Origin of the sequence: Tropicimonas aquimaris (assembly GCF_042676185.1) — a bacterium.
Lineage (GTDB): Bacteria > Pseudomonadota > Alphaproteobacteria > Rhodobacterales > Rhodobacteraceae > Tropicimonas > Tropicimonas aquimaris.
Genome location: NZ_JBHTJT010000046.1, coordinates 189962 through 208699, shown reverse-complemented (window position 1 = coordinate 208699; position 18738 = coordinate 189962). Strand labels below are relative to the sequence as shown.

14 protein-coding genes are annotated in these 18738 nt (G+C 64.8%); 10 read left to right on the top strand and 4 right to left on the bottom strand.

Annotated elements, in window-relative coordinates; all coding sequences use genetic code 11:
* The first annotated feature begins 36 nt into the window (after positions 1 to 36).
* From ACFQ2S_RS19350 to ACFQ2S_RS19330, 5 genes are all read left to right on the top strand, one after another.
* On the top strand, positions 37 to 888 hold the full coding sequence (locus tag ACFQ2S_RS19350) for a MurR/RpiR family transcriptional regulator (RefSeq protein ID WP_386077019.1): 852 nt from the start codon (positions 37 to 39) through the stop codon (positions 886 to 888).
* A 529-nt stretch (positions 889 to 1417) separates the two neighbouring features.
* Positions 1418 to 2998 carry a tetrathionate reductase family octaheme c-type cytochrome gene (locus ACFQ2S_RS19345; RefSeq protein ID WP_386077018.1) on the top strand — a complete coding sequence of 527 codons (1581 nt, stop codon included), beginning with the start codon at positions 1418 to 1420 and terminating at the stop codon, positions 2996 to 2998.
* 1 nt (position 2999) lies between these two features.
* Complete coding sequence (locus ACFQ2S_RS19340) at positions 3000 to 3662, top strand: cytochrome b/b6 domain-containing protein (protein WP_089230529.1); 663 nt, start codon at positions 3000 to 3002, stop codon at positions 3660 to 3662.
* Between the two features lie 228 nt (positions 3663 to 3890).
* Positions 3891 to 4871, top strand: coding sequence for an efflux RND transporter periplasmic adaptor subunit (locus tag ACFQ2S_RS19335; protein WP_386077015.1), 981 nt, complete (start codon positions 3891 to 3893; stop codon positions 4869 to 4871).
* On the top strand, positions 4864 to 8070 hold the full coding sequence (locus ACFQ2S_RS19330; protein ID WP_386077013.1) for an efflux RND transporter permease subunit: 3207 nt from the start codon (positions 4864 to 4866) through the stop codon (positions 8068 to 8070). The genes ACFQ2S_RS19335 and ACFQ2S_RS19330 overlap by 8 nt, the downstream gene beginning before the upstream one ends.
* A 58-nt stretch (positions 8071 to 8128) precedes the next feature.
* Here the strand turns inward: ACFQ2S_RS19330 and ACFQ2S_RS19325 are convergent, their stop codons facing one another.
* The 3 genes from ACFQ2S_RS19325 to ACFQ2S_RS19315 all read right to left on the bottom strand — a co-directional run bounded on the left by ACFQ2S_RS19325 (position 8129) and on the right by ACFQ2S_RS19315 (position 12306).
* Positions 8129 to 9349: a glycosyl transferase gene (locus ACFQ2S_RS19325; RefSeq protein WP_386077012.1), complete on the bottom strand. Its 1221-nt coding sequence runs from the start codon at positions 9347 to 9349 to the stop codon at positions 8129 to 8131.
* An 18-nt stretch (positions 9350 to 9367) separates the two neighbouring features.
* Complete coding sequence (locus tag ACFQ2S_RS19320) at positions 9368 to 10147, bottom strand: HAD-IIB family hydrolase (protein ID WP_386077011.1); 780 nt, start codon at positions 10145 to 10147, stop codon at positions 9368 to 9370.
* Between the two features lie 179 nt (positions 10148 to 10326).
* Positions 10327 to 12306, bottom strand: a complete 1980-nt coding sequence (locus ACFQ2S_RS19315) for a bifunctional 2',3'-cyclic-nucleotide 2'-phosphodiesterase/3'-nucleotidase (RefSeq protein WP_386077009.1) — start codon at positions 12304 to 12306, stop codon at positions 10327 to 10329.
* Between the two features lie 222 nt (positions 12307 to 12528).
* Here ACFQ2S_RS19315 and nudC point away from each other — a divergent pair, with 222 nt between their 5' ends.
* Both nudC and ACFQ2S_RS19305 read left to right on the top strand, forming a co-directional pair.
* On the top strand, positions 12529 to 13497 hold the full coding sequence (gene nudC, locus ACFQ2S_RS19310; RefSeq protein WP_386077007.1) for an NAD(+) diphosphatase: 969 nt from the start codon (positions 12529 to 12531) through the stop codon (positions 13495 to 13497).
* A 43-nt stretch (positions 13498 to 13540) separates the two neighbouring features.
* Positions 13541 to 13993: an SRPBCC family protein gene (locus ACFQ2S_RS19305; protein ID WP_176442720.1), complete on the top strand. Its 453-nt coding sequence runs from the start codon at positions 13541 to 13543 to the stop codon at positions 13991 to 13993.
* 13 nt (positions 13994 to 14006) lie between these two features.
* Here ACFQ2S_RS19305 and ACFQ2S_RS19300 read toward each other — a convergent pair whose 3' ends face one another.
* Entirely contained in the window at positions 14007 to 14846 is an 840-nt protein-coding gene (locus tag ACFQ2S_RS19300; protein ID WP_386077004.1) for a prephenate dehydratase, read from the bottom strand.
* A gap of 124 nt (positions 14847 to 14970) precedes the next feature.
* Between ACFQ2S_RS19300 and ACFQ2S_RS19295 the strand changes: the two genes are divergently transcribed.
* The 3 genes from ACFQ2S_RS19295 to ACFQ2S_RS19285 all read left to right on the top strand — a co-directional run bounded on the left by ACFQ2S_RS19295 (position 14971) and on the right by ACFQ2S_RS19285 (position 18737).
* Positions 14971 to 15492: a c-type cytochrome gene (locus ACFQ2S_RS19295; protein WP_386077002.1), complete on the top strand. Its 522-nt coding sequence runs from the start codon at positions 14971 to 14973 to the stop codon at positions 15490 to 15492.
* 188 nt (positions 15493 to 15680) lie between these two features.
* On the top strand, positions 15681 to 17549 hold the full coding sequence (locus ACFQ2S_RS19290) for an extracellular solute-binding protein (protein WP_386077000.1): 1869 nt from the start codon (positions 15681 to 15683) through the stop codon (positions 17547 to 17549).
* A gap of 27 nt (positions 17550 to 17576) precedes the next feature.
* Positions 17577 to 18737 carry a microcin C ABC transporter permease YejB gene (locus ACFQ2S_RS19285; protein WP_386076998.1) on the top strand — a complete coding sequence of 387 codons (1161 nt, stop codon included), beginning with the start codon at positions 17577 to 17579 and terminating at the stop codon, positions 18735 to 18737.
* The last annotated feature ends 1 nt before the right edge of the window (position 18738 follow it).

Below are 18738 nucleotides of genomic sequence, written 5' to 3'. Positions count from 1 at the left end.
AGGCAGGTCGTGTCCGGAACCGTCCCCAGGAAAACGGTGAAGCAGCTTCTGCAGGACAACATGTCGGAGCTGACCCGTTCGGAACTGCAGCTCGCGAATGTCCTGCTGCGCGATTATCCCATGGTCGGGTTGCAATCGATCACGCGCTTCGCCACCGCGGCGGAGGTTTCCACCCCGACGGTCATCCGCATGGCGCGCAAGCTGGGGTTCGACGGCTTCCCGACGCTTCAGGAGGCGCTGCGGGACGAGGTGGCGGCGCAGATCAAGAAGCCGATCTCCAAGCACGAGGACTGGGCTTCCGGGTGCAGTGACGAGCACGCCGTCAACCGCTTTGCCGAGGCCGTTGCCGACAACCTGCGCCACACGCTCGAACGGCTGGACAGGGCGCAATTCGATGCCGTCGCCGGCCTGTTGGCGGATACCAGGCGGCAAGTCTATGTCGCCGGCGGCCGGATTACCCGGTCGAATGCCGACTACCTCTTCAACCACTTGCAGATCATTCGCCCGAACGTCACCCAGATCGGCAATTCGGTGAATGTCTGGCCGCAGTACATCCTCGACATGGACGAGACGGCGACGCTCGTGCTGTTCGACATTCGCCGCTACGAGAGCGACATGTTCCGGCTGGCGACGCTTGCCCGCGAGCGGGGCTGCAAGCTCGTGCTGTTCACCGACCAGTGGGGCTCGCCCATCGGCAAGGTCGCCCAGCATGTTTTCCATGCCCAGGTGGAAGTGCCGTCGAGCTGGGACTCCACCATCGCAATCATGCTCATCGTCGAGGCGCTGATTGCCGAGGTGCAGCGCGCCCGTTGGGAGCAGAGCCGCCACCGGATCGAGGAGCTCGAAGCCATGTTCTCGACGACCCGGCTGTTCCGGTCTCCCGACTGAGGGGCAAGGGGCGGACAACACCGTTTTCAAGGTGCATATGGGTTGCTGGTTTATTCCGCGGTGTGGCCTGTTGATGCCGTCGAGACGGCGACGTGCTGCTTCAGGTTCGGGGCAAGAGAAAATGCAACACTCCTGCAGGCGAATCGGCGATGTTTGCCCTCGGAATTGCTGGTGAAGCGAAAGGGCCGAAGGTGCCCGAAACGGGCGATTTGGGCAGGGAAAATGCGTGTGCATGACGCAAAAGAAGCAATTCAAATATAGAATAAATTGTGTTGGCGTTACCGGTTGTCGTCCTGATGGCTCTGACGGTCGGAAATAGGCGCATTTTCGAAATATATTTTTGTTTCACTCGGGAATATTCAAATATTCATAATTTGTGTTGGATCAAGGCGGGGCGTTTCTCGTCCCTGTATCTCTGGAAGCGGTCAGGTGCGCCCGCGCCGCCTGGAGATGGAGGGACCCGTTCATGCTACCCGGAAAGACGTTGGCAATCGTCAGCCTCGCTCTCGCTCTTGGAGGAGTCGGAGCCGTGGCGGCTCAAGAGGCGGCCGTGCCGCCGGACAAGGGCTCCGGCACGACGGTCGACCATTCGAAGGTGGAAGTGCTCCAGAAGGAGTTCGCCAGCGGCCCGGAGGTCACGGCGGCCTGTCTGACCTGCCACACCGAGGCCTCGGACCAGGTCAAGCAGTCGATCCACTGGACCTGGGATTACGAGCACCCGATAACCGGTCAGGACCTCGGCAAGAACAATGTCATCAACTCCTATTGCGTCGGTGTCGCAGCCAACGAACCGCGCTGCACCTCCTGCCACGTGGGCTTCGGCTGGAAGGACATGAACGAGCCTCCGCCGCAGGAAGCCAATGCGGTCGACTGCCTTGTCTGCCACGACAAGTCCGACACCTACGCCAAGATCCCCGCCGGCGCCGGCCAGCCCTTCGGCAAGGAGGTCAAGGAAGGCGCCATGACCAACATGGGCAAGCCGGCCCAGCCGGTGGACCTCAAGCTGGTCGCCCAGAGCGTCGGACTGCCTGACCGCGACAATTGCGGCAACTGCCACTTCTACGGTGGTGGCGGCGACAACGTGAAACACGGGGATCTCTCGTCGGTGCTGCACAACCCGACCGAGGATATCGACGTTCACATGGCCTCCGACGGGCTGAACTTCACCTGTTCGGAATGCCACGTGTCCGACCAGCACCTCTGGCACGGATCTCGCTACAACGTGACGGCGAAAGATACCGAGGGCGCGGGGCTTCCTGGCCAGCGGCGGGACGTGGCAACCTGCGAAAGCTGCCATGACACCGAACCGCACGACAGCCTGACCCTGATCGGTTTCAAGCTGAACAGCCACCGCGACAAGATCGCTTGCCAGACCTGCCACATTCCCGAGTACGCCAAGGGTGGCGCTCCGACCAAGACCATGTGGGACTGGTCGACCGCCGGCCAGATGGGCGACGACGGCAAACCGATGAAGAAGAAGGGCTTCGAGTCCAGCACCGGCAAGGGGTTCCCCACCTACGACACGATGAAAGGCGATTTCGAATGGGCCGAGAACGCCCAGCCGGAATACTTCTGGTTCGACGGCCAGGTTGAGTACGCCAATGCCGATATGGACATCGATCCGACCGGCATCGTCGAGGTCAACATGATCGAGGGCAGCCAGGACGACGAAGCGAGCCGCATCTGGCCGTTTAAGGTCATGCGCGGCAAGCAACCCTACGACACGGTTCGCAACCGGCTGCTCTATCCGCACCTGTTCGGTCCGGGCTCAGACACGGCGTACTGGGGCAAGTGGGACTGGGTGAAATCCTTCGAGGCCGGCGCCAAGGCTTCCGGCACCGAGTTCTCCGGTGAATACGACTTCGTCGAGACGGAGATGTACTGGCCCATCACCCACATGGTCGCCCCTGCCAAGGATGCGGTGCAATGCGAGGAGTGCCACAAGGAGAACGGCCGCCTCGCGAATATCGCCGGCATCCACATCCCGGGCGCCAACCCGATGGGACCGGGCGGCAAGCTGGGCGCCGTGATCCTTGCGCTGACGCTTCTCGGCATCATCGGCCACGCGATCATGCGCTTTCTCGGCCGCAAGAACATGAAGGAGCACTGAGATGTCCGAACGTTTGGTCAAGATCTACCCGCCATTCGAACGGTTCTGGCACTGGGGCCAGGTGGTGCTCGTGCTGGTGATGACCTTCACCGGGTTCCGGCTCTACGGCATCCACGAGATGATCCCCTACGATCAGGCCGTGGTGGTGCACACCTACTCGGCGCTGTTGCTGATGGTGCTGTGGGTCTTCGCGATCTTCTGGCACTTCACCACCGGCACCTGGAAGCACTACGTGCCGACGTCGGATGGGCTGTGGCAGGTGATCCGCTTCTACTCCTTCGGCATCTTCAAGGGCGAGAAGCACCCCTACCGCAAGGCCTACTGGCGCAAGCACAATCCGTTGCAGGCGATGGCCTACCTGGCGCTCAAGCTGCTGATCTTCCCGACGATCTGGATCACCGGCATCGCCTACCTGACCTATCGCCTGTGGGAGCCGGCGGCCGGGTCCGGGTTCTGGATCGAGATCGTGGGCAACCTGCACGTGCTCGCGGCTTTCGGGATCCTGTCGTTCATTGTCATGCATCTCTACCTGATGACCACCGGCCATTCGGTCTGGCAGCACATCCGGCCGATGTTCACGGGCTATGACGACATCGAACTGACACCGGCGGAAGAGGCCTACCTGGAGGCCGACGAACCCGGCCGGATCAAGCCTGTCGCCTGAGGCAGAAGCGCGGGAAAGACTGGAGGGCGGCGCGATGCGCCGCCTTTCGGCTGCGCCGGACCCCGCACTGCGACGGGATGTGGCAGGCCAAACCCCTGTTTTCCGGGCGTTTGAGGCGTAGGCTTCCGATGTTCCCAGTGCTTCGCTCCGCGACTCGCCCGGTGGGGCTTGATAAATATTCACAAAATAGCATATGTTGGCGATCGCCGGTTGGACAGGAGGTCCCGAATGCCACGTCACATCATCCCGTTCTTGCTCGCCCTGACCCTGCCGCTCGCCGCCGAGGCGCAAGACGCAATGCAGGCACGTCAGGTGGAAATCCCCGAGTGGAAGGCCGTTTTCGGGCGCATCGAGACCCGCGACAGCATACCCGCGCGCTCGCGTCTTGGGGGGACGCTGGTGGAGCTTGGCGTTGCCGAGGGATCGCGGGTGGAAGAGGGCGACCTGATCGCCACCGTCAGCGACGAGAAGCTGGCATTGCAGCTTGGCGCCGTGGACGCGCAGCTGCGATCGCTCCAGGCGCAGCTCGAAAACGCCCGGACGGAGCAGGGGCGGGGCGAAAGCCTGCTGCAACGCGGTGTCACGACGGCACAGAACCTCGATTCCCTGCGCACGCAAGTGAACGTGATCACCGGCCAGATCGATGCCGCCGAGGCGAACCGTGAGGTGCTGCTCCAGCAGGAATCCGAGGGCGCGGTGCTGGCGCCGCTGTCGGGCACGGTGCTCAATGTGCCGGTAACCGCCGGAACCGTCGTCATGCCGGGCGAAACCATCGCGACCATCGGCGGCGGCGGGTTCTTCCTGCGCCTTGCGGTGCCGGAGCGCCACGCGGGGTTCCTCGAGCAGGGGGCCGAGATCCGGATCGGCGGCGGAGCGGAAACGCAGACTGGCACCCTGGCAAAGATCTATCCGCAGATCGAGAACGGCCGGGTGATCGCGGATGTCGAGGTCGAGGGCCTGAGCCAGGATTTCGTCGACGCCCGCGTGCCGGTGCGCTTGCCCGTCGGCATGACCGAGGCCGTGATCGTGCCGCCCCAGGCCGTGACCTCGCGCATGGGGCTCGATTTCGTCACCGTGGCGGGACCGGACGGGGCGCCAGTGCAGCGCACGATCGTCCTTGGGGAAGCCGTCGAGTTCGACGGTGCGCCTGCCATAGAGGTTCTGTCCGGGCTGAAGGGCGGCGAGACACTGGTGGCGCACCATGAGTGACCAGTCCGATCCCATGCGCCGCGGCATTGCCGGCGGCCTGACCAGCGCCTTCATCCGTTCCGCGCTGACCCCGCTCATCATCCTCGCCAGCTTGGCGGTTGGCCTGATCGCCCTTGTCAGCCTGCCGCGAGAGGAGGAACCGCAGATCTCGGTTCCGCTCGTCGACATCCACATCCAGGCGCCCGGGCTCAAGGCCGAGGACGCGATGAAGCTGGTGACCGAGCCGATGGAGACCATCGTCAAGGGCATCAACGACGTGGAGCACGTCTATTCCCAGACCGCAGACGACTACGCGATGGTCACCGCCCGGTTCCTGGTGGGCACCTCCTCGGACTCGGCCATCCTGCGGGTGCACGAGAAGGTGCGGGCCAACATGGACCGGATCCCTGTGGGCATCGACGACCCGCTGATCGTCGGCCGCGGGATCGACGATGTCGCCATCGTCTCGCTGACCCTCACGCCGGCTGACCCACAGAGCGAGGTGACGGCGAATGACCTGACGCGCATCGTGCGCGAACTGCAGGTCGAGGTCGCCAAGATCCCGGACGTGGGCCTCACCTATATCGTCGGCGAGGCCCCGGAAGCCATCCGCATCGCGCCGGACCCGGAGCGGCTCGCGCTCTACGGCGTCACGCTTCAGCAACTCGCCGGCAAGGTGCAGGGGGCAAACCGCGCCTTCTCGACCGGGCTGGTGCGCGACGGCGGCGAGCAGATCGCGCTCGTGGCCGGTCAGACACTCAAGGTCCCGTCCGAGGTCGCGAACCTCCTGCTGACCACCCGCGATGAGCGCCCGGTCTATGTGCGCGACGTGGCCGACGTGAGCTTCGTGCCCGACACGTCGGACCGCATCGTCGCCAATGTGACCCGGGCGGAGGACGGCACCATCACCCGTACTCCGGCGGTGACGCTCGCCATCGCCAAGCGCGCCGGCGCCAACGCGGTGGTCGTGGCCGAAGGGATTCTGCACCGTGTCCACGAACTCGAACACGAGCTGATCCCCGACAGCGTGCATGTCGAGGTCACGCGCGACTACGGCGAGACCGCGAACGAGAAAGCCAACGAACTGCTGTTCCATCTCGGCCTCGCCACCGTCTCGATCGTCGCTCTGGTGCTCTTTGCCATCGGCTGGCGCGAGGCCATCGTGGTCGCCATCGTGATCCCTGTTACCATCCTGCTCACGCTCTTCGCGGCATGGATTATGGGCTACACGCTCAACCGGGTGTCGCTCTTCGCGCTGATCTTCTCGATCGGCATCCTGGTCGACGACGCCATCGTGGTGATCGAGAACATCGCCCGCCACTGGGCGATGCCGGACAAGGCCGACCGCGTCACCAAGGCGATCCGCGCCGTGGCAGAGGTGGGCAACCCGACCATCGTGGCGACGCTGACCGTGGTGGCGGCGCTGCTGCCGATGCTGTTCGTTTCGGGACTGATGGGCCCCTACATGAGCCCGATCCCGGCCAACGCCTCCGCCGCGATGATCTTTTCCTTCTTCGTGGCGGTGATCATCACGCCATGGCTGATGGTCAAGATCGCGGGGCGCGCGCCGGCGCACGACCCCGAAGGCAGTGCGCATCATGGTGGCGCACTGGGGCGGATCTATGCCGCTGTCGCCCGGCCGCTTCTGCGGACGAAGGGCGGGAGCCTGGTTTTCCTGCTGCTCGCGGCGGCGCTGTCGTTCGGCTCGCTGGCCGCGCTTTACACCCGCGACGTGACGGTCAAACTGCTGCCCTTCGACAACAAATCGGAGCTTTCGGTGGTGATCGACCTGCCGGAAGGCGCCTCGGTGGAGGAGACCGACGCGGTCGCACAGGCGGTGGCGCGTGTAGTTCTGGAACTGCCCGAGGTGGTCTCGGCGCAGACCCATGCCGGCGACGCGGCGCCCTTCAACTTCAACGGGCTGGTGCGGCACTATTACCTGCGTGCGCGGCCGGAGATGGGTGATGTGCAGGTCAACCTGACCCCGAAAACCGACCGCGACCGGACCAGCCACGACATCGCGCTGGAGATCCGCGAGCGGATTGCCGGGATCGAGGTGCCGGAGGGCACCAGCCTCAAGACGGTGGAGCCGCCTCCGGGGCCACCGGTGATCGCGACCCTCCTGGCCGAGGTCTACGGCCCCGACGGAGAGACACGTCGCGCGGCTGCGGAGAAAATCCGCGCGGCCTTCGAGGAGGTTCCCTTCGTGGTCGACGTGGACGACAGCTTCGGCGTCCAGCCGCGGCGGCTCAGGGCCACGATTTCCAGCGACCAGCTCGAGTTCTTCGGCGTCCAGGAGAGCGACGTCTTCGACACGCTCGGGATCCTGAATGCCGGCACGACGGTGGGCTACTCGCATCGCGGCGACGGCCGCTACCCGATCCCTATCACCATCGAGCGGGACAAATCCGACCGCGTGGTCGACGAGAGGTTCCTCTCCACCCCGATCCCGGCCAACGTCCTTCCCGGTGCGCGCGGCGTGGTGGAACTGGGCGACGTCGTCGAGATCGCGGAGGAAAGCGCCTCCTTCCCCATCTTCCGTCACAACGGACGCGCGGCCGAAATGGTGATGGGCGAGTTGGCGGGCGAATTCGAGGCGCCGCTCTATGGCATGCTCGCCGTGGCCGAGGTGCTGGACGCCATGGAGTGGGAAGAGGGCACGAAGCCCGAGATCCGCCTCAACGGCCAGCCCGAGGACGAAAGCGTCGTGACCCTGCTCTGGGATGGCGAATGGGAGGTGACCTGGATCACCTTCCGCGACATGGGCGCGGCCTTCGCCGTGGCTTTGCTGGGCATCTACATCCTCGTGGTGGCGCAGTTCGGCTCGTTCCTGCTGCCGCTTGTGGTGCTGACGCCGGTGCCGCTGACCTTCCTCGGGATCATGGCCGGGCACTGGCTGTTCAACGCACCGTTCTCGGCACCCTCGATGATCGGCTTCATCGCGCTTGCGGGCATCATCGTGCGAAACTCGATCCTGCTGGTCGATTTCATCCGGCACGCGGACCCGTCGAAAGACAAGGTCGAGACGTTGATCGAGGCCGGCTCGATCCGCTTCAAGCCGATCCTGCTGACGGCCGTGGCGGCCATGATCGGCGCCGCTGTGATCCTGGCCGATCCGATCTTCCAGGGGCTGGCGCTGTCGCTTCTGTTCGGGCTTCTGAGTTCGACCCTTCTGACGGTGCTGGTGATCCCGGCGATCTACCGGGTTTTCCGCACCTGATCGGCATGTCGGCGCGTGCATGGGCGCGCGCCGACATTCCCCGCTCTTGCTGATCGGATCAGGTGTATTCGGCCGCGTCCTGATCCACCGCCCAGAGCATGTCCTTCAATAGGTCGGGATCGGCCGAGTGGACCCTGTTCCAAGTCGGGATGAAGGGCGTATCGGCAGGGTTCTCGAGGAAGATCTGACCGGCGACCACGATGTTGCGCGCGAACAGCTCTATCGACTGCTCCTCCTTGTGCCTGTCGATCGCGAGCCCGTTCATCTTCGCGTCGTTGTAGTAGCAGTCGAGCAGGTCGAGCGCGGAGCGGTAGTAGGTGGCCTTCAGCGAGCGGAAGACCTCCTCGGAGAACACCGTCCCGTCGGCGGCGAGCTTGCGGAAGATCGCCTTGCAGATGTCGATCGACATTCGCGACAGCCCGGCGGACGCGTCTTCCTCGCTCAGCGGCTGGTGCTTGTGGTCGTAGGCGTCGGAAATCTCGACCTGGCAGACCGATTTCGGCGCCAGATTGCGCCAGGCCTCGGAGAGCACGCCGATTTCCAGCCCCCAGTCTGACGGGATGCGCAGGTCGGCGAGGATCGGTGCGCGCATGGCGAACTCGCCTGACAGCGGGTAGCGGAAGCTGCGCAGGTAGTCGAGGTAGTCGCGATCACCGATAACCCTCTTGAGTGCGATCAGCAGCGGCGAGACCAGCAGGCGGGTCACCCGGCCGTTCAGTTTCCTGCCGTCGGTTCGCGGGTAGTAGCCCTTGGCGATCTGGTAGGGAAATGTCGGGTTGGCGACCGGGTAGACCAGCCGGGCCAGCATGTCCTTCGAATAGGTGACGATGTCGCAATCGTGGATCGCAACAACCGAACTGTCGGCACAGGCGAGCAGGTAGCCGAGGCAGGTCCAGACGTTCTTGCCCTTGCCCGGCTCGGCGGGCGCGAGGCCGAGATCGTCGAGCCGTTGCTGGATCGCCAGCATCCGGGGGCTGTCGTTCCAGATCACCACGTGGTTCTGCGGCAGCACGGAGAAGAACTTGCTCGCGTGCTTGAACTGGGCCTCGTCCGCCCGGTCGAGCCCGATCACGATCCGATGCAGATAGGGCACCTGCGCCAGTTCGTCGAGGATCGCCGGCAGCGCCTCGCCTTCGAGCTCGGAGAACAGCGAGGGCAGGATGAGCGAGATCCGGCGGCTGGCCGCGAAGGTCGACAACTCGGCCGTCAGCGCCTCGGTGCTGGTGGAGCGCAGGTTGTGCAGCGTGGCGATGTTGCCGTTCTGATGGAAGTCCGCCATGGGGCGCCTCTCCTGTTCCTAGATGCCAAGTGTGTCGAGCAGATCGAGCACTGCGGTATTCCAGCCTTGCGGGCCTGGGGCGGCGGTCCGGCGAACCCGTCCATCGGCCTCGCCGTCAAGCGTGGGCAGCGCCGTGCCATGCGGGTTGGCGACGATCACGCCGTAATCGGCTGCTACGATCATTTCGCGGTCGTTCGGCGCGTCGCCGAGCGCCAGGCGCGGCGGGTTGCCGTACCGGGCTGCGATCTCGTCCATCCGGTCGGCCTTGGTGCCACCTAAGGACAGGGTCAGGAAACGGCCGCCCCGCCTCGCGGTCACCCCCTGCGCACCGAGCGCCTGCAAAAACCGCTCCAGTTCCTCGGACGTGCCGTGCCAAAGCCCGGGCTCCGAGAACTGCCTGCTCGCGGCGAGATGCGCCTCGGCCGGCGGCAGGCCGGTCACACGCGCGACCCCGCCGGGGCCGAGGTCGGAGAAGCCTTCGAACAAGCTGCGGAGATCGGACGGAACCGCGTCGAGTGCGGCGAGCAACCGGGTGTGTTTCGGGGAGCCGGCTTCGGCCTCGGAGCCTGCTTCCAGGAGGCCCGCGCCATTCTCGACGATCGCGGGGCAATTGGCGCAGCCGATCCGACCGCGGAGCAGGGCCAGTTCCGCGGCGGTCTTGGAGGATGCGAGGATCAGGGGAATGCCCGCTTCTGACAGACGGTCCAGCGCCGGGCGGGCCGGCTCGGGCGAGTAGGTCTCGTGATCCAGAAGGGTGCCGTCGAGGTCAGTAAAGACGATCAACGGGGGATTCCGCATACGGCGCTCCAAAGTTGCGCGAGGCCATCGCGGCCTGCTCCATCGGTGGCATCCTAGGGCAGCTTTTCCGAAGCCGCGAGAGCAATGTTGCCGTTCTCTCAGGACCTTACGCCACAAAGATCCTCTCTGTCGCCGCAAAAGGAGGGGGCAGGCCGCCGAAGCGGCCCGCCCGGTGTGTCTCAGAGCATGATGCGATAGCTCGCGAAGCCGTCGGCGCCTTCGCCGGCGGGCTCGATGGTGACGGCCTTCACGTCGGAGATGTGGTCGGCCGCCTTGGGGCCGGTCTCGAACAGCACGCTCGTGCCCTCCATCGGCGCAAAGCTCCAGTTGCCGTCCGCCGTCGGGTTGATCGTGCCCTGTTCGACGATGTAGCGCACGATGACGTCGCGGTTGGTATCGGGCGCCTCGAGGATGATCGAGTCGCCCATCGCGCCGGGGAAGGAGCCGCCACCGCTCGCGCGGTAGTTGTTGGTGGCGATGACGAATTCCATGTCGTCGGTCACCGGTGCGCCTTCGAACGCCAGGTTGACGATCCGGCTCGCCTCGGGGTTCAATTCCTCGCCCTTCGGCCCGAAACGGGACGGTTGGGACAGGTCGATCTGGTAGGTCACCCCGTCGATCACGTCGAAATTGTAGGACGGGAACTCGAGGTTCAGCAGCGGTGCGTCGGTGCTGCCGGGCGCGACCTGGTTGAACATTCCAGCCGACCGCTCCAGCCAGCCCTTGAGCTCGGCGCCGGTCACCTTCACCGCGCGCACGGTGTTGGGATAGAGGTAGAGGTCGGCGACGTTCTTGATCGCCACGTCGCCCACCGGCACATCGGTATAATACTCGGGGCCGCCACGGCCGCCGGCCTTGAACGGCGCGGCGGCGGAAAGCAGCGGCAGGCCCTCGTATTCCGTGCCTTTCAGCATCTGGCCGACATACCATTTCTGGGCGATCGAGACGATCTGCACGGACGGATCGTCCGCCACAAGCGCGAAATAGCTGTGAAGCGGCGCATCGGTCTTGCCGACCGCGCGGCGAACATAGGCCAGCGTTTCCTCGTGCACGTCCCGGACCGAGTCGAGAACCGACTCGTTGTCCTCCACCAGCGCGGTGATCGAGCGGTCCTCGTTGCGCTTCGAGATCGGGCGTGCCTCCGTCTCGAAATTGACCACCCGCCAGACGTCGCCGTCACGCTCCAGCATCAGGTCGATCAGGCCCATGTGCGAGCCCCAGAAGCCGCCCATCACGGCGGGCTTGCCGTGGATCGTGCCGCGTTCGGCGTCGACGGCGGCGTAGTCGGCAAAGGTGGGCGACGGGAACACGAGGTGGTTGTGCCCGGTCATCAGCGCGTCGATGCCCTCGACCTCCGCAAGCGGCACCGAGGCATTCTCCATCAGGTCCGTCCGGTCAGCCGAGCCGATCCCGGAATGGCTGAGCGCGATGATCAGGTCACAGCCTTCTTCGCGCATCTGCGGCACCCAGGCCTGTGCCGTCTCGACGATGTCGCGGGTCTGGACGTTGCCCTCGAGGTGCCGGCGGTCCCAGTTCATGATCTGCGGCGGCACGAAGCCGATCAGGCCGACGCGGATCGGATGGGTGGTGCCGTCGCCCATGGTGATCTCGCGGTCGAGGATCACGTAGGGCTTGATGAAGGTGGTGTCCTTTGTGGGGGCGGCGCCCATCTCCTTGGCGATATTCGCGCAGACGATCGGGAACTCGGCCCCGGCAAGCGACTTTTCGAGGAAGTCGAGCCCGTAGTTGAACTCGTGGTTGCCGAGGGTCGATCCATCATAGCCCACGGCGTTCATCGCGGTGATGATCGGGTGCATGTCGCCCTCCTTCATCCCCCGCTCATAGGCGATGTAGTCGCCCATCGGGTTGCCCTGCAGAAAGTCGCCGTTGTCCACCAGCATGGAGTTGGTCGCCTCGGCGCGGATGCCCTCGATGATCGTGGCCGTGCGCGACAGGCCGACGGTGTCGACCGCGCGGTCGGAATAGTAGTCGTAGGGGAAGACGTGCACGTGCAGGTCGGTCGTCTCCATGATCCGCAGGTGGGCCTGGTTGTTGGCGGCGCGGGCGGAGAAGGGGTGGAGAGTGATCAACGAGGCGCCTGCGAGACTGCCCGCGAGGAAGCCACGGCGGGAAAGATGGAAGGTTATGTTATGCGGCATCGTCAGCTCCCGGGTCATAAGTGATCTAGGGGAGTATGGTATCGCATTAACAGCTGTATGAACCTGATTCCGTACTCGGCGGAAAAACTTTCCTCCGCAAGTCCGTCGCGCCGAATTTTTGTGTTTCCGTGTGAGAGCGGCGAATTCGAATGCCTTCAGCGGTTTGCGCCAGCGCCCGGCTCGTGGCAAGGGTCGCGGGATCGATGGCAGGAGGCAGGTGCAATGCGACTCGCGGAGACGGTGACCTTTGGCGGCGGCAGCCTCGCGCGCATGGCCGAGCTGCGCGGCGACCGGGACGCCATCGAGCGACTCATGGCCGATCCGGCCGCGAATATCCTGCCGATGTGGCAGGCCAAGCCCCTGGTGCATGGCGAGTCGACGCTGGGATTGCGCGGCGTGCCGGCAGATGCCGAGATCCTGCGCCATGCCGAGGAGCCGCCGATCTTTCTCGGCCTCGACGGCAAGGTGCCATGGTTCGCTGCCGATGTCTCCGCCTGGGTGCCGGAGGGGCAGGACGTGGCGACCGTCGGCGCCTTCGTCGACCTCTCCGAACAGCTCTATCCCGATCTCGGCGAGGACAGCCGCTTCGTCGAGCTACGAGCCAGTATGACCCGGCTCTCGCCACTGGATGCCGAGATCGCGGCCACGGCGCGGGCGCTGCATGCCTGGCACGGAACCCACGGGTTCTGCGCCCGCTGCGGGGTCAAGACCCACCCGGCCAAGGCCGGCTGGCAGCGCGACTGCCCGGCCTGCGGCGCGTCGCATTTCCCGCGCACCGACCCAGTGGTGATCATGCTCATCACCCACGGCAACTCGGTGCTGCTCGGGCGGAGCCCCGGCTGGCCGGAGGGGATGTTCTCGCTGCTCGCGGGCTTCGTGGAGCCGGGCGAGACCGTGGAGGCGGCGGTGCGGCGGGAGGTCGTCGAAGAGGCGGGCGTCGAGGTCGGAGCGGTCTCCTATCTCGCCTCCCAGCCCTGGCCATTTCCGGCCTCCCTGATGATTGGTTGCCGGGGGCAGGCGAAGAGCGGCGAGATCCGGATCGACCCGGAAGAGATCGAGGAAGCCATTTGGGTCAGCCGCGAGGAGATGCTCGAGATCTTCACGGGCGGGCATCCGCGCATCAGGGCGCCGCGCAATGGCGCGATTGCGCGCTTCATCCTGTCACACTGGCTTGCGGATCGGCTGGATTGACGCGAAACATCGCCGTGAAAAGCACGAACACCGGGGACACCAAATGAAGCTTTCGACCCAAGAGGAGATCGACGCGCCGATCGAGCGGATCTGGGCCGCGGTCACCAATGCCGGCGATTACGAGCGCCAGGTGCGGCGCAAAGGCGTGGAAGTGACGCGTCATTCGGAAGGTGCCGATCTCGGCGTCGGCACGACCTGGACCGCGAAGTTCGACTTCCGGGGGCTGCAGCGCGAGCTTCACACCGAGATCTCGACCTTCGACGCGCCGAACCTGCTGGTGCTCGATTCGGTCGTGGGCGGGGTGGACGCCGTGGCGCAGGTCGAGCTGACCGAGCTTCCCGGCAATCGCACGCGCCTCGCTGCCTCGGTGGACATGAAGCCGACCTCCATCCCGGGCCGCGTGCTGATCCAGACGCTGCGGCTGGCCAAGACGACGTTGACCAACCGGTTCCAGCGCCGGGTGCGCCGCTTCGCCCGCGAGATGGAACAGCTCTGAGTGCCGCGCGGCGTCAGTGACGCCGCGGATCGGCGGGGTAGACGCCCAGGATGTCGAGCCGGTCGGTGAAATAGGCCAGCTCCTCGAGCGCGAGCTTCACGCTGCGGTCGTCGGGGTGGCCTTCGATGTCGGCATAGAACTGCGTCGCCGAGAACGAGCCGTCGACCATGTAGCTTTCAAGCTTGGTCATGTTGACGCCGTTGGTGGCAAAGCCGCCCATCGCCTTGTAGAGCGCGGCGGGGATGTTGCGGACGCGGAAGACGAAGGTGGTCATCATCCCATCGTCGCCGCGACGGCTGTGGTCGGGCTGGCGCGACATGATCAGGAAGCGCGTGGTGTTATGCGCTTGGTCCTCGATGTGGCGGGCCAGGATGTTGAGGCCATAGGCTTCCGCCGCGAGGTCCGAGGCCAGCGCGCCGACGTTGCGCAGCCCGCGCCGCGCGATGTCGGCCGCCGCACCGGCGCTGTCGGCCGCCGCTTCGCCGCGGATGCCGAACTGGTCGAGAAAGCCCCGGCACTGCGGCAGCAGGACGAGATGGGCGCGCACCGTCTCGATCTCTTCCATCTGCACGCCGGGCAGGGCCATCAGGCTGATATGGACGCGCACGAAGGCTTCATCCACAATATGCAGACCGCTTTCGGGCAGCAGGCGGTGGATATCGGCCACGCGTCCGTAGGTGGTGTTTTCCACCGGAAGCATCGCCAGATCGGCCTTTCCGCTCTGCACGGCCTCGATGGTTTCCTCAAAGGAATGGCAGGGCAGGGCTTCGTATTCGGGCCGCGCGTCATGGCAGGCCTGATGCGAATAGGCACCTGGCTCGCCCTGAAACGCGATACGGGGACGATCTGACATTGGATTTAGACCCTGATTTACAAGTTGATGCGACGATATGGCGGGTGACCGGGCAAACTTCAACTTGCACCATGGGCCGTGAACCACGATAGATGCGCGAAACGTTCATTCAGCGGGATGCGACATGTTCGACACGATGACACTCACCAAGACCGTTGGCGCCCTTTGCGGGTCCCTGCTGGTCTTTCTGCTTGGCGTCTGGGCCGCCGAATCCCTCTATCACGTGGGTGGCGGCCACGGAGATGAAGACCATCAGGCCTATGTGATCCCAACCGACGAAGGCGCGGAAGCCGGCGGCGAAGAAGCCGAGGAAGTGGACTTCGGAGCCCTGCTCGCCAGTGCGGACTTGGGGTCGGGCGAGACGCTGTTCAAGAAATGCCAGGCCTGCCACGCGCTCGAGCCGGGCGTGAACAAGGTTGGCCCGTCGCTGCACAACGTGGTGGGCAAGCAGGTCGGCGCCGAGGCAGGCTTTGCCTATTCCGGTGCGCTGGTTGCCGTGGCCGATGTCTGGACCCCAGAGAACCTCAACGGTTTCCTCGAGAACCCCAAGTCCTACGCTCCGGGCACCAAGATGTCCTTCGCCGGCTTCAAGAAGGCCGAGGACCGCGCCGACATCATCGCCTACCTGGAAAGCGCCGGCAGCTGACCGCGCGCCAGTCCGGCGACAGATATTCCGCCTCTCCGCAAGGAGGGGCGGTTTTTCGTTCCGGTGGGTCGCGTGCGTCCGGATGACCGGTGCTCACAGGGGCTCACGGAATCTCGCCTTGTCGATGCTGCGCGCGCTCACTAGCCTGCCTCGCAACGCAAGAGACAAAATCGCCGCGAGGATGCCCGATGACTCTGACCCGCTTCCTGCCTTCCCTGCGCTCCGCCCTGTCCGCCGTGGCCCTGCTTGCGCTGTCGACGGCAGCCCTGGCCGCGCCCGAGGGGTGGATCACGTCGCACGGCATTTCGACCTTTCCGGGCGAGCTGAAATACCCGGCCGACTTTCCTCATCTCGACTATGTGAACCCCGATGCTCCCAAGGGCGGCGAGATGTCGATCTGGGCCTTTGGCGGCTACGATTCGATGAATCCCTACACGATCAAGGGCCGCGCCGACCGGCTCGCGAGCGCCCCCTACGAGAGCCTGCTGGAAGGTGTGGCCGACGAGATCGGCAGCGACTACGGCCTGCTCGCCGAAAGCATCGAATACCCGGAGGACCGCAGCGAGGTGATCTTCACCCTGCGTCCGGAGACGAAGTTCTCCGACGGCTCGCCGCTGACCGCCGAGGATGTGCTGTTCACCTACGAGCTGTTCCGCGACAAGGGCCTCCCCAGCTTTCGCGCGGTGCTGCGCCAGCAGGTCGAGAGCGCCGAGGTGCTCGACGAGCGACGCATCCGCTACGTCTTTGTCGAGGACCAGCCCAAGCGCGACCTGATCCAGACCGTGGGTGGGCTGCCGGTGTTCTCCAAGGCGCATTACGAGGCCAACGGGCTCGACCTCGAGGAAAACTCGATGATGCCGTTCCTCGGCTCCGGCCCCTATGTGCCGGCGGTGATGAACGTGGGCGAACGCACGATCTACCGCCGCAACCCCGACTACTGGGGCAAGGATCTGCCGCAGAACATCGGCCGGCACAATTTCGACAGCATCCGCCTGGAATACTTTGCCGACTACAACGTGGCGCTCGAGGGCTTCAAGGGCGGGGCCTACCACTTCCGCAACGAGGCCAGTTCCAAGAACTGGGCCACCAGCTATGACTTCCCGGCCGTCAACAACGGCCATGTCGTCAAGGCCGAGCTGGACGACGGAACCATCGCGACCGGCCAGAGCTTCGTGATGAACCTGCGGCGGGAGCAGTTCAAGGATCCGAAGGTGCGCGAGGCAATCGGGCTTCTGTTCAACTTCGAATGGTCGAACGAACAGCTCTTCTACGGCATCTACGAGCGGATCAATTCCTTCTGGGAGAACTCCGACCTCGCCGCGACGGGCCTGCCCTCCGAAGCGGAGCTTGCGCTTCTGGAGCCGCTGGCCGACAAGCTGCCCGAAGGCGTGCTCGACAGCGAGCCGGTGATGGCGCCGGTCTCCGGCCCGCGGCAGCTTGACCGGGGCAACTTGCGCAAGGCGCTGGCGCTGCTGGACGAGGCGGGCTGGGAAGTGGGCTCCGACGGGATGCGGCGCAAGGGCGGCAAGACGCTGAAGGTGGAATTCCTGAACGACAGCCAGACTTTCGACCGCGTGATCAACCCCTATGTCGAGAACCTGCGCCGCGCAGGCATCGACGCCGTGCACAACCGCGTGGACCAGGCCGAGGCGACCAACCGCGAACGCTCCTACGATTTCGACATCATGACCGACCAGTTCGCGATGGGATACATCCCCGGGGCGGGGCTCCAGCAGTATTTCGGCTCGGAGACGGCCGACAGCTCGGTCTTCAACTCCATGGGCCTGAAGTCCGAAGCCGTGGATTCGCTGATCGACACGATCACCGCCGCCGAGACCCAGGAGGAGCTGCAGACCAGCGTGCGCGCGCTCGACCGCGTGCTCCGGGCCGAGCGGTTCTGGGTGCCGCAATGGTACAAGAACAAGCACACGGTCGCCTATTACGACATGTACGAGCACCCCGATCCCTTGCCGCCCTATGCGCTCGGCAATCTGGATTTCTGGTGGTATAACGCCGAAAAGGCCGAGAAGCTGAAAGCAGCCGGCGTGCTGCGATAACAACAACAGGCAGGGCAGAGCACCTTCATGGGCGCCTATATCCTACGGCGATTGCTGCTGATCATTCCGACGCTGTTCGGGATCATGCTGATCAATTTCGTGCTGACGCAATTCGTCCCCGGCGGACCGATTGAACAGATCATCGCCCAGGTCGAGGGCGAGGGTGACGTGTTCCAGGGCATCGCGGGTGGCGGCGACGCGGGGGGCGGAGCCGGTATGGAGAGCGCGGCGGACGACCGCTACCTCGGTGCCCGCGGGTTGCCGCAGGATTTCCTGGACGAGCTCGAAGTGGACATGGGCTTTGCCCGGATCATCTGTGCGGAGGGCTTCGAGGGCACACCGACCCTTGATGACCCGGCCTGCGAGAAGGAAGCCATTGGCATCGTCGAGCGCTTTGCGATCCTGATGGGCAACTACCTGCGCTTCGATTTCGGCGAGAGCTATTTCCGCTCGATCTCGGTCGTGGACCTGGTGATCGAGAAGATGCCGGTTTCCATCACCCTCGGGCTCTGGTCGACGTTGATCGCGTACATCGTCTCCATCCCGCTCGGGATCCGCAAGGCGGTGAAGGACGGATCGAGCTTCGACACCTGGACCTCCGGCTTCATCATCGTTGCCTACGCGATCCCGGGGTTCCTCTTCGCGATCCTTTTGCTGGTGCTCTTTGCCGGCGGCTCCTACTGGCAGATCTTTCCGTTGCGCGGGCTGGTTTCCGAAGGCTGGGAGGACATGAGCCTGCTGGGCAAGATCGGAGATTATTTCTGGCACATCACCCTGCCGGTGATTGCCTCCACGATCTCCAGCTTTGCGACGCTGACGCTGCTGACCAAGAACTCCTTCCTGGACGAGATCAAGAAGCAATACGTGATCACCGCCAAGGCCAAGGGCCTCAGCGAGAGCCGCGTGCTCTATGGCCACGTCTTCCGCAACGCGATGCTGATCGTGATCGCGGGCTTCCCGGCGGCATTCCTCAGCGTCTTCTTCGGGGCCTCGATCATCATCGAGACGATCTTCTCGCTGGACGGGCTCGGGCGTCTCGGCTTCGAGGCCGCCGTCGCACGGGATTATCCGGTGGTGTTCGGCACGCTCTATGTCTTCGGGCTGATCGGCCTGCTGGTCGGGATCCTCTCCGACATGATGTATGTCTTCGTCGATCCGCGGATCGACTTCGAAAGCCGGCAGGTGTGAC

What these genes read in the sequence shown, in the direction of transcription:
- ACFQ2S_RS19340 (WP_089230529.1), top strand. Translation starts at nt 3,000, where the DNA reads ATGTCCGAACGTTTGGTCAAGATCTACCCGCCATTCGAACGGTTCTGG.
- ACFQ2S_RS19335 (WP_386077015.1), top strand. Translation starts at nt 3,891, where the DNA reads ATGCCACGTCACATCATCCCGTTCTTGCTCGCCCTGACCCTGCCGCTC.
- ACFQ2S_RS19330 (WP_386077013.1), top strand. Translation starts at nt 4,864, where the DNA reads ATGAGTGACCAGTCCGATCCCATGCGCCGCGGCATTGCCGGCGGCCTG.
- ACFQ2S_RS19325 (WP_386077012.1), bottom strand. Translation starts at nt 9,349, where the DNA reads ATGGCGGACTTCCATCAGAACGGCAACATCGCCACGCTGCACAACCTG.
- ACFQ2S_RS19320 (WP_386077011.1), bottom strand. Translation starts at nt 10,147, where the DNA reads ATGCGGAATCCCCCGTTGATCGTCTTTACTGACCTCGACGGCACCCTT.
- ACFQ2S_RS19315 (WP_386077009.1), bottom strand. Translation starts at nt 12,306, where the DNA reads ATGCCGCATAACATAACCTTCCATCTTTCCCGCCGTGGCTTCCTCGCG.
- nudC (WP_386077007.1), top strand. Translation starts at nt 12,529, where the DNA reads ATGCGACTCGCGGAGACGGTGACCTTTGGCGGCGGCAGCCTCGCGCGC.
- ACFQ2S_RS19305 (WP_176442720.1), top strand. Translation starts at nt 13,541, where the DNA reads ATGAAGCTTTCGACCCAAGAGGAGATCGACGCGCCGATCGAGCGGATC.
- ACFQ2S_RS19300 (WP_386077004.1), bottom strand. Translation starts at nt 14,846, where the DNA reads ATGTCAGATCGTCCCCGTATCGCGTTTCAGGGCGAGCCAGGTGCCTAT.
- ACFQ2S_RS19295 (WP_386077002.1), top strand. Translation starts at nt 14,971, where the DNA reads ATGTTCGACACGATGACACTCACCAAGACCGTTGGCGCCCTTTGCGGG.
- ACFQ2S_RS19290 (WP_386077000.1), top strand. Translation starts at nt 15,681, where the DNA reads ATGACTCTGACCCGCTTCCTGCCTTCCCTGCGCTCCGCCCTGTCCGCC.
- ACFQ2S_RS19285 (WP_386076998.1), top strand. Translation starts at nt 17,577, where the DNA reads ATGGGCGCCTATATCCTACGGCGATTGCTGCTGATCATTCCGACGCTG.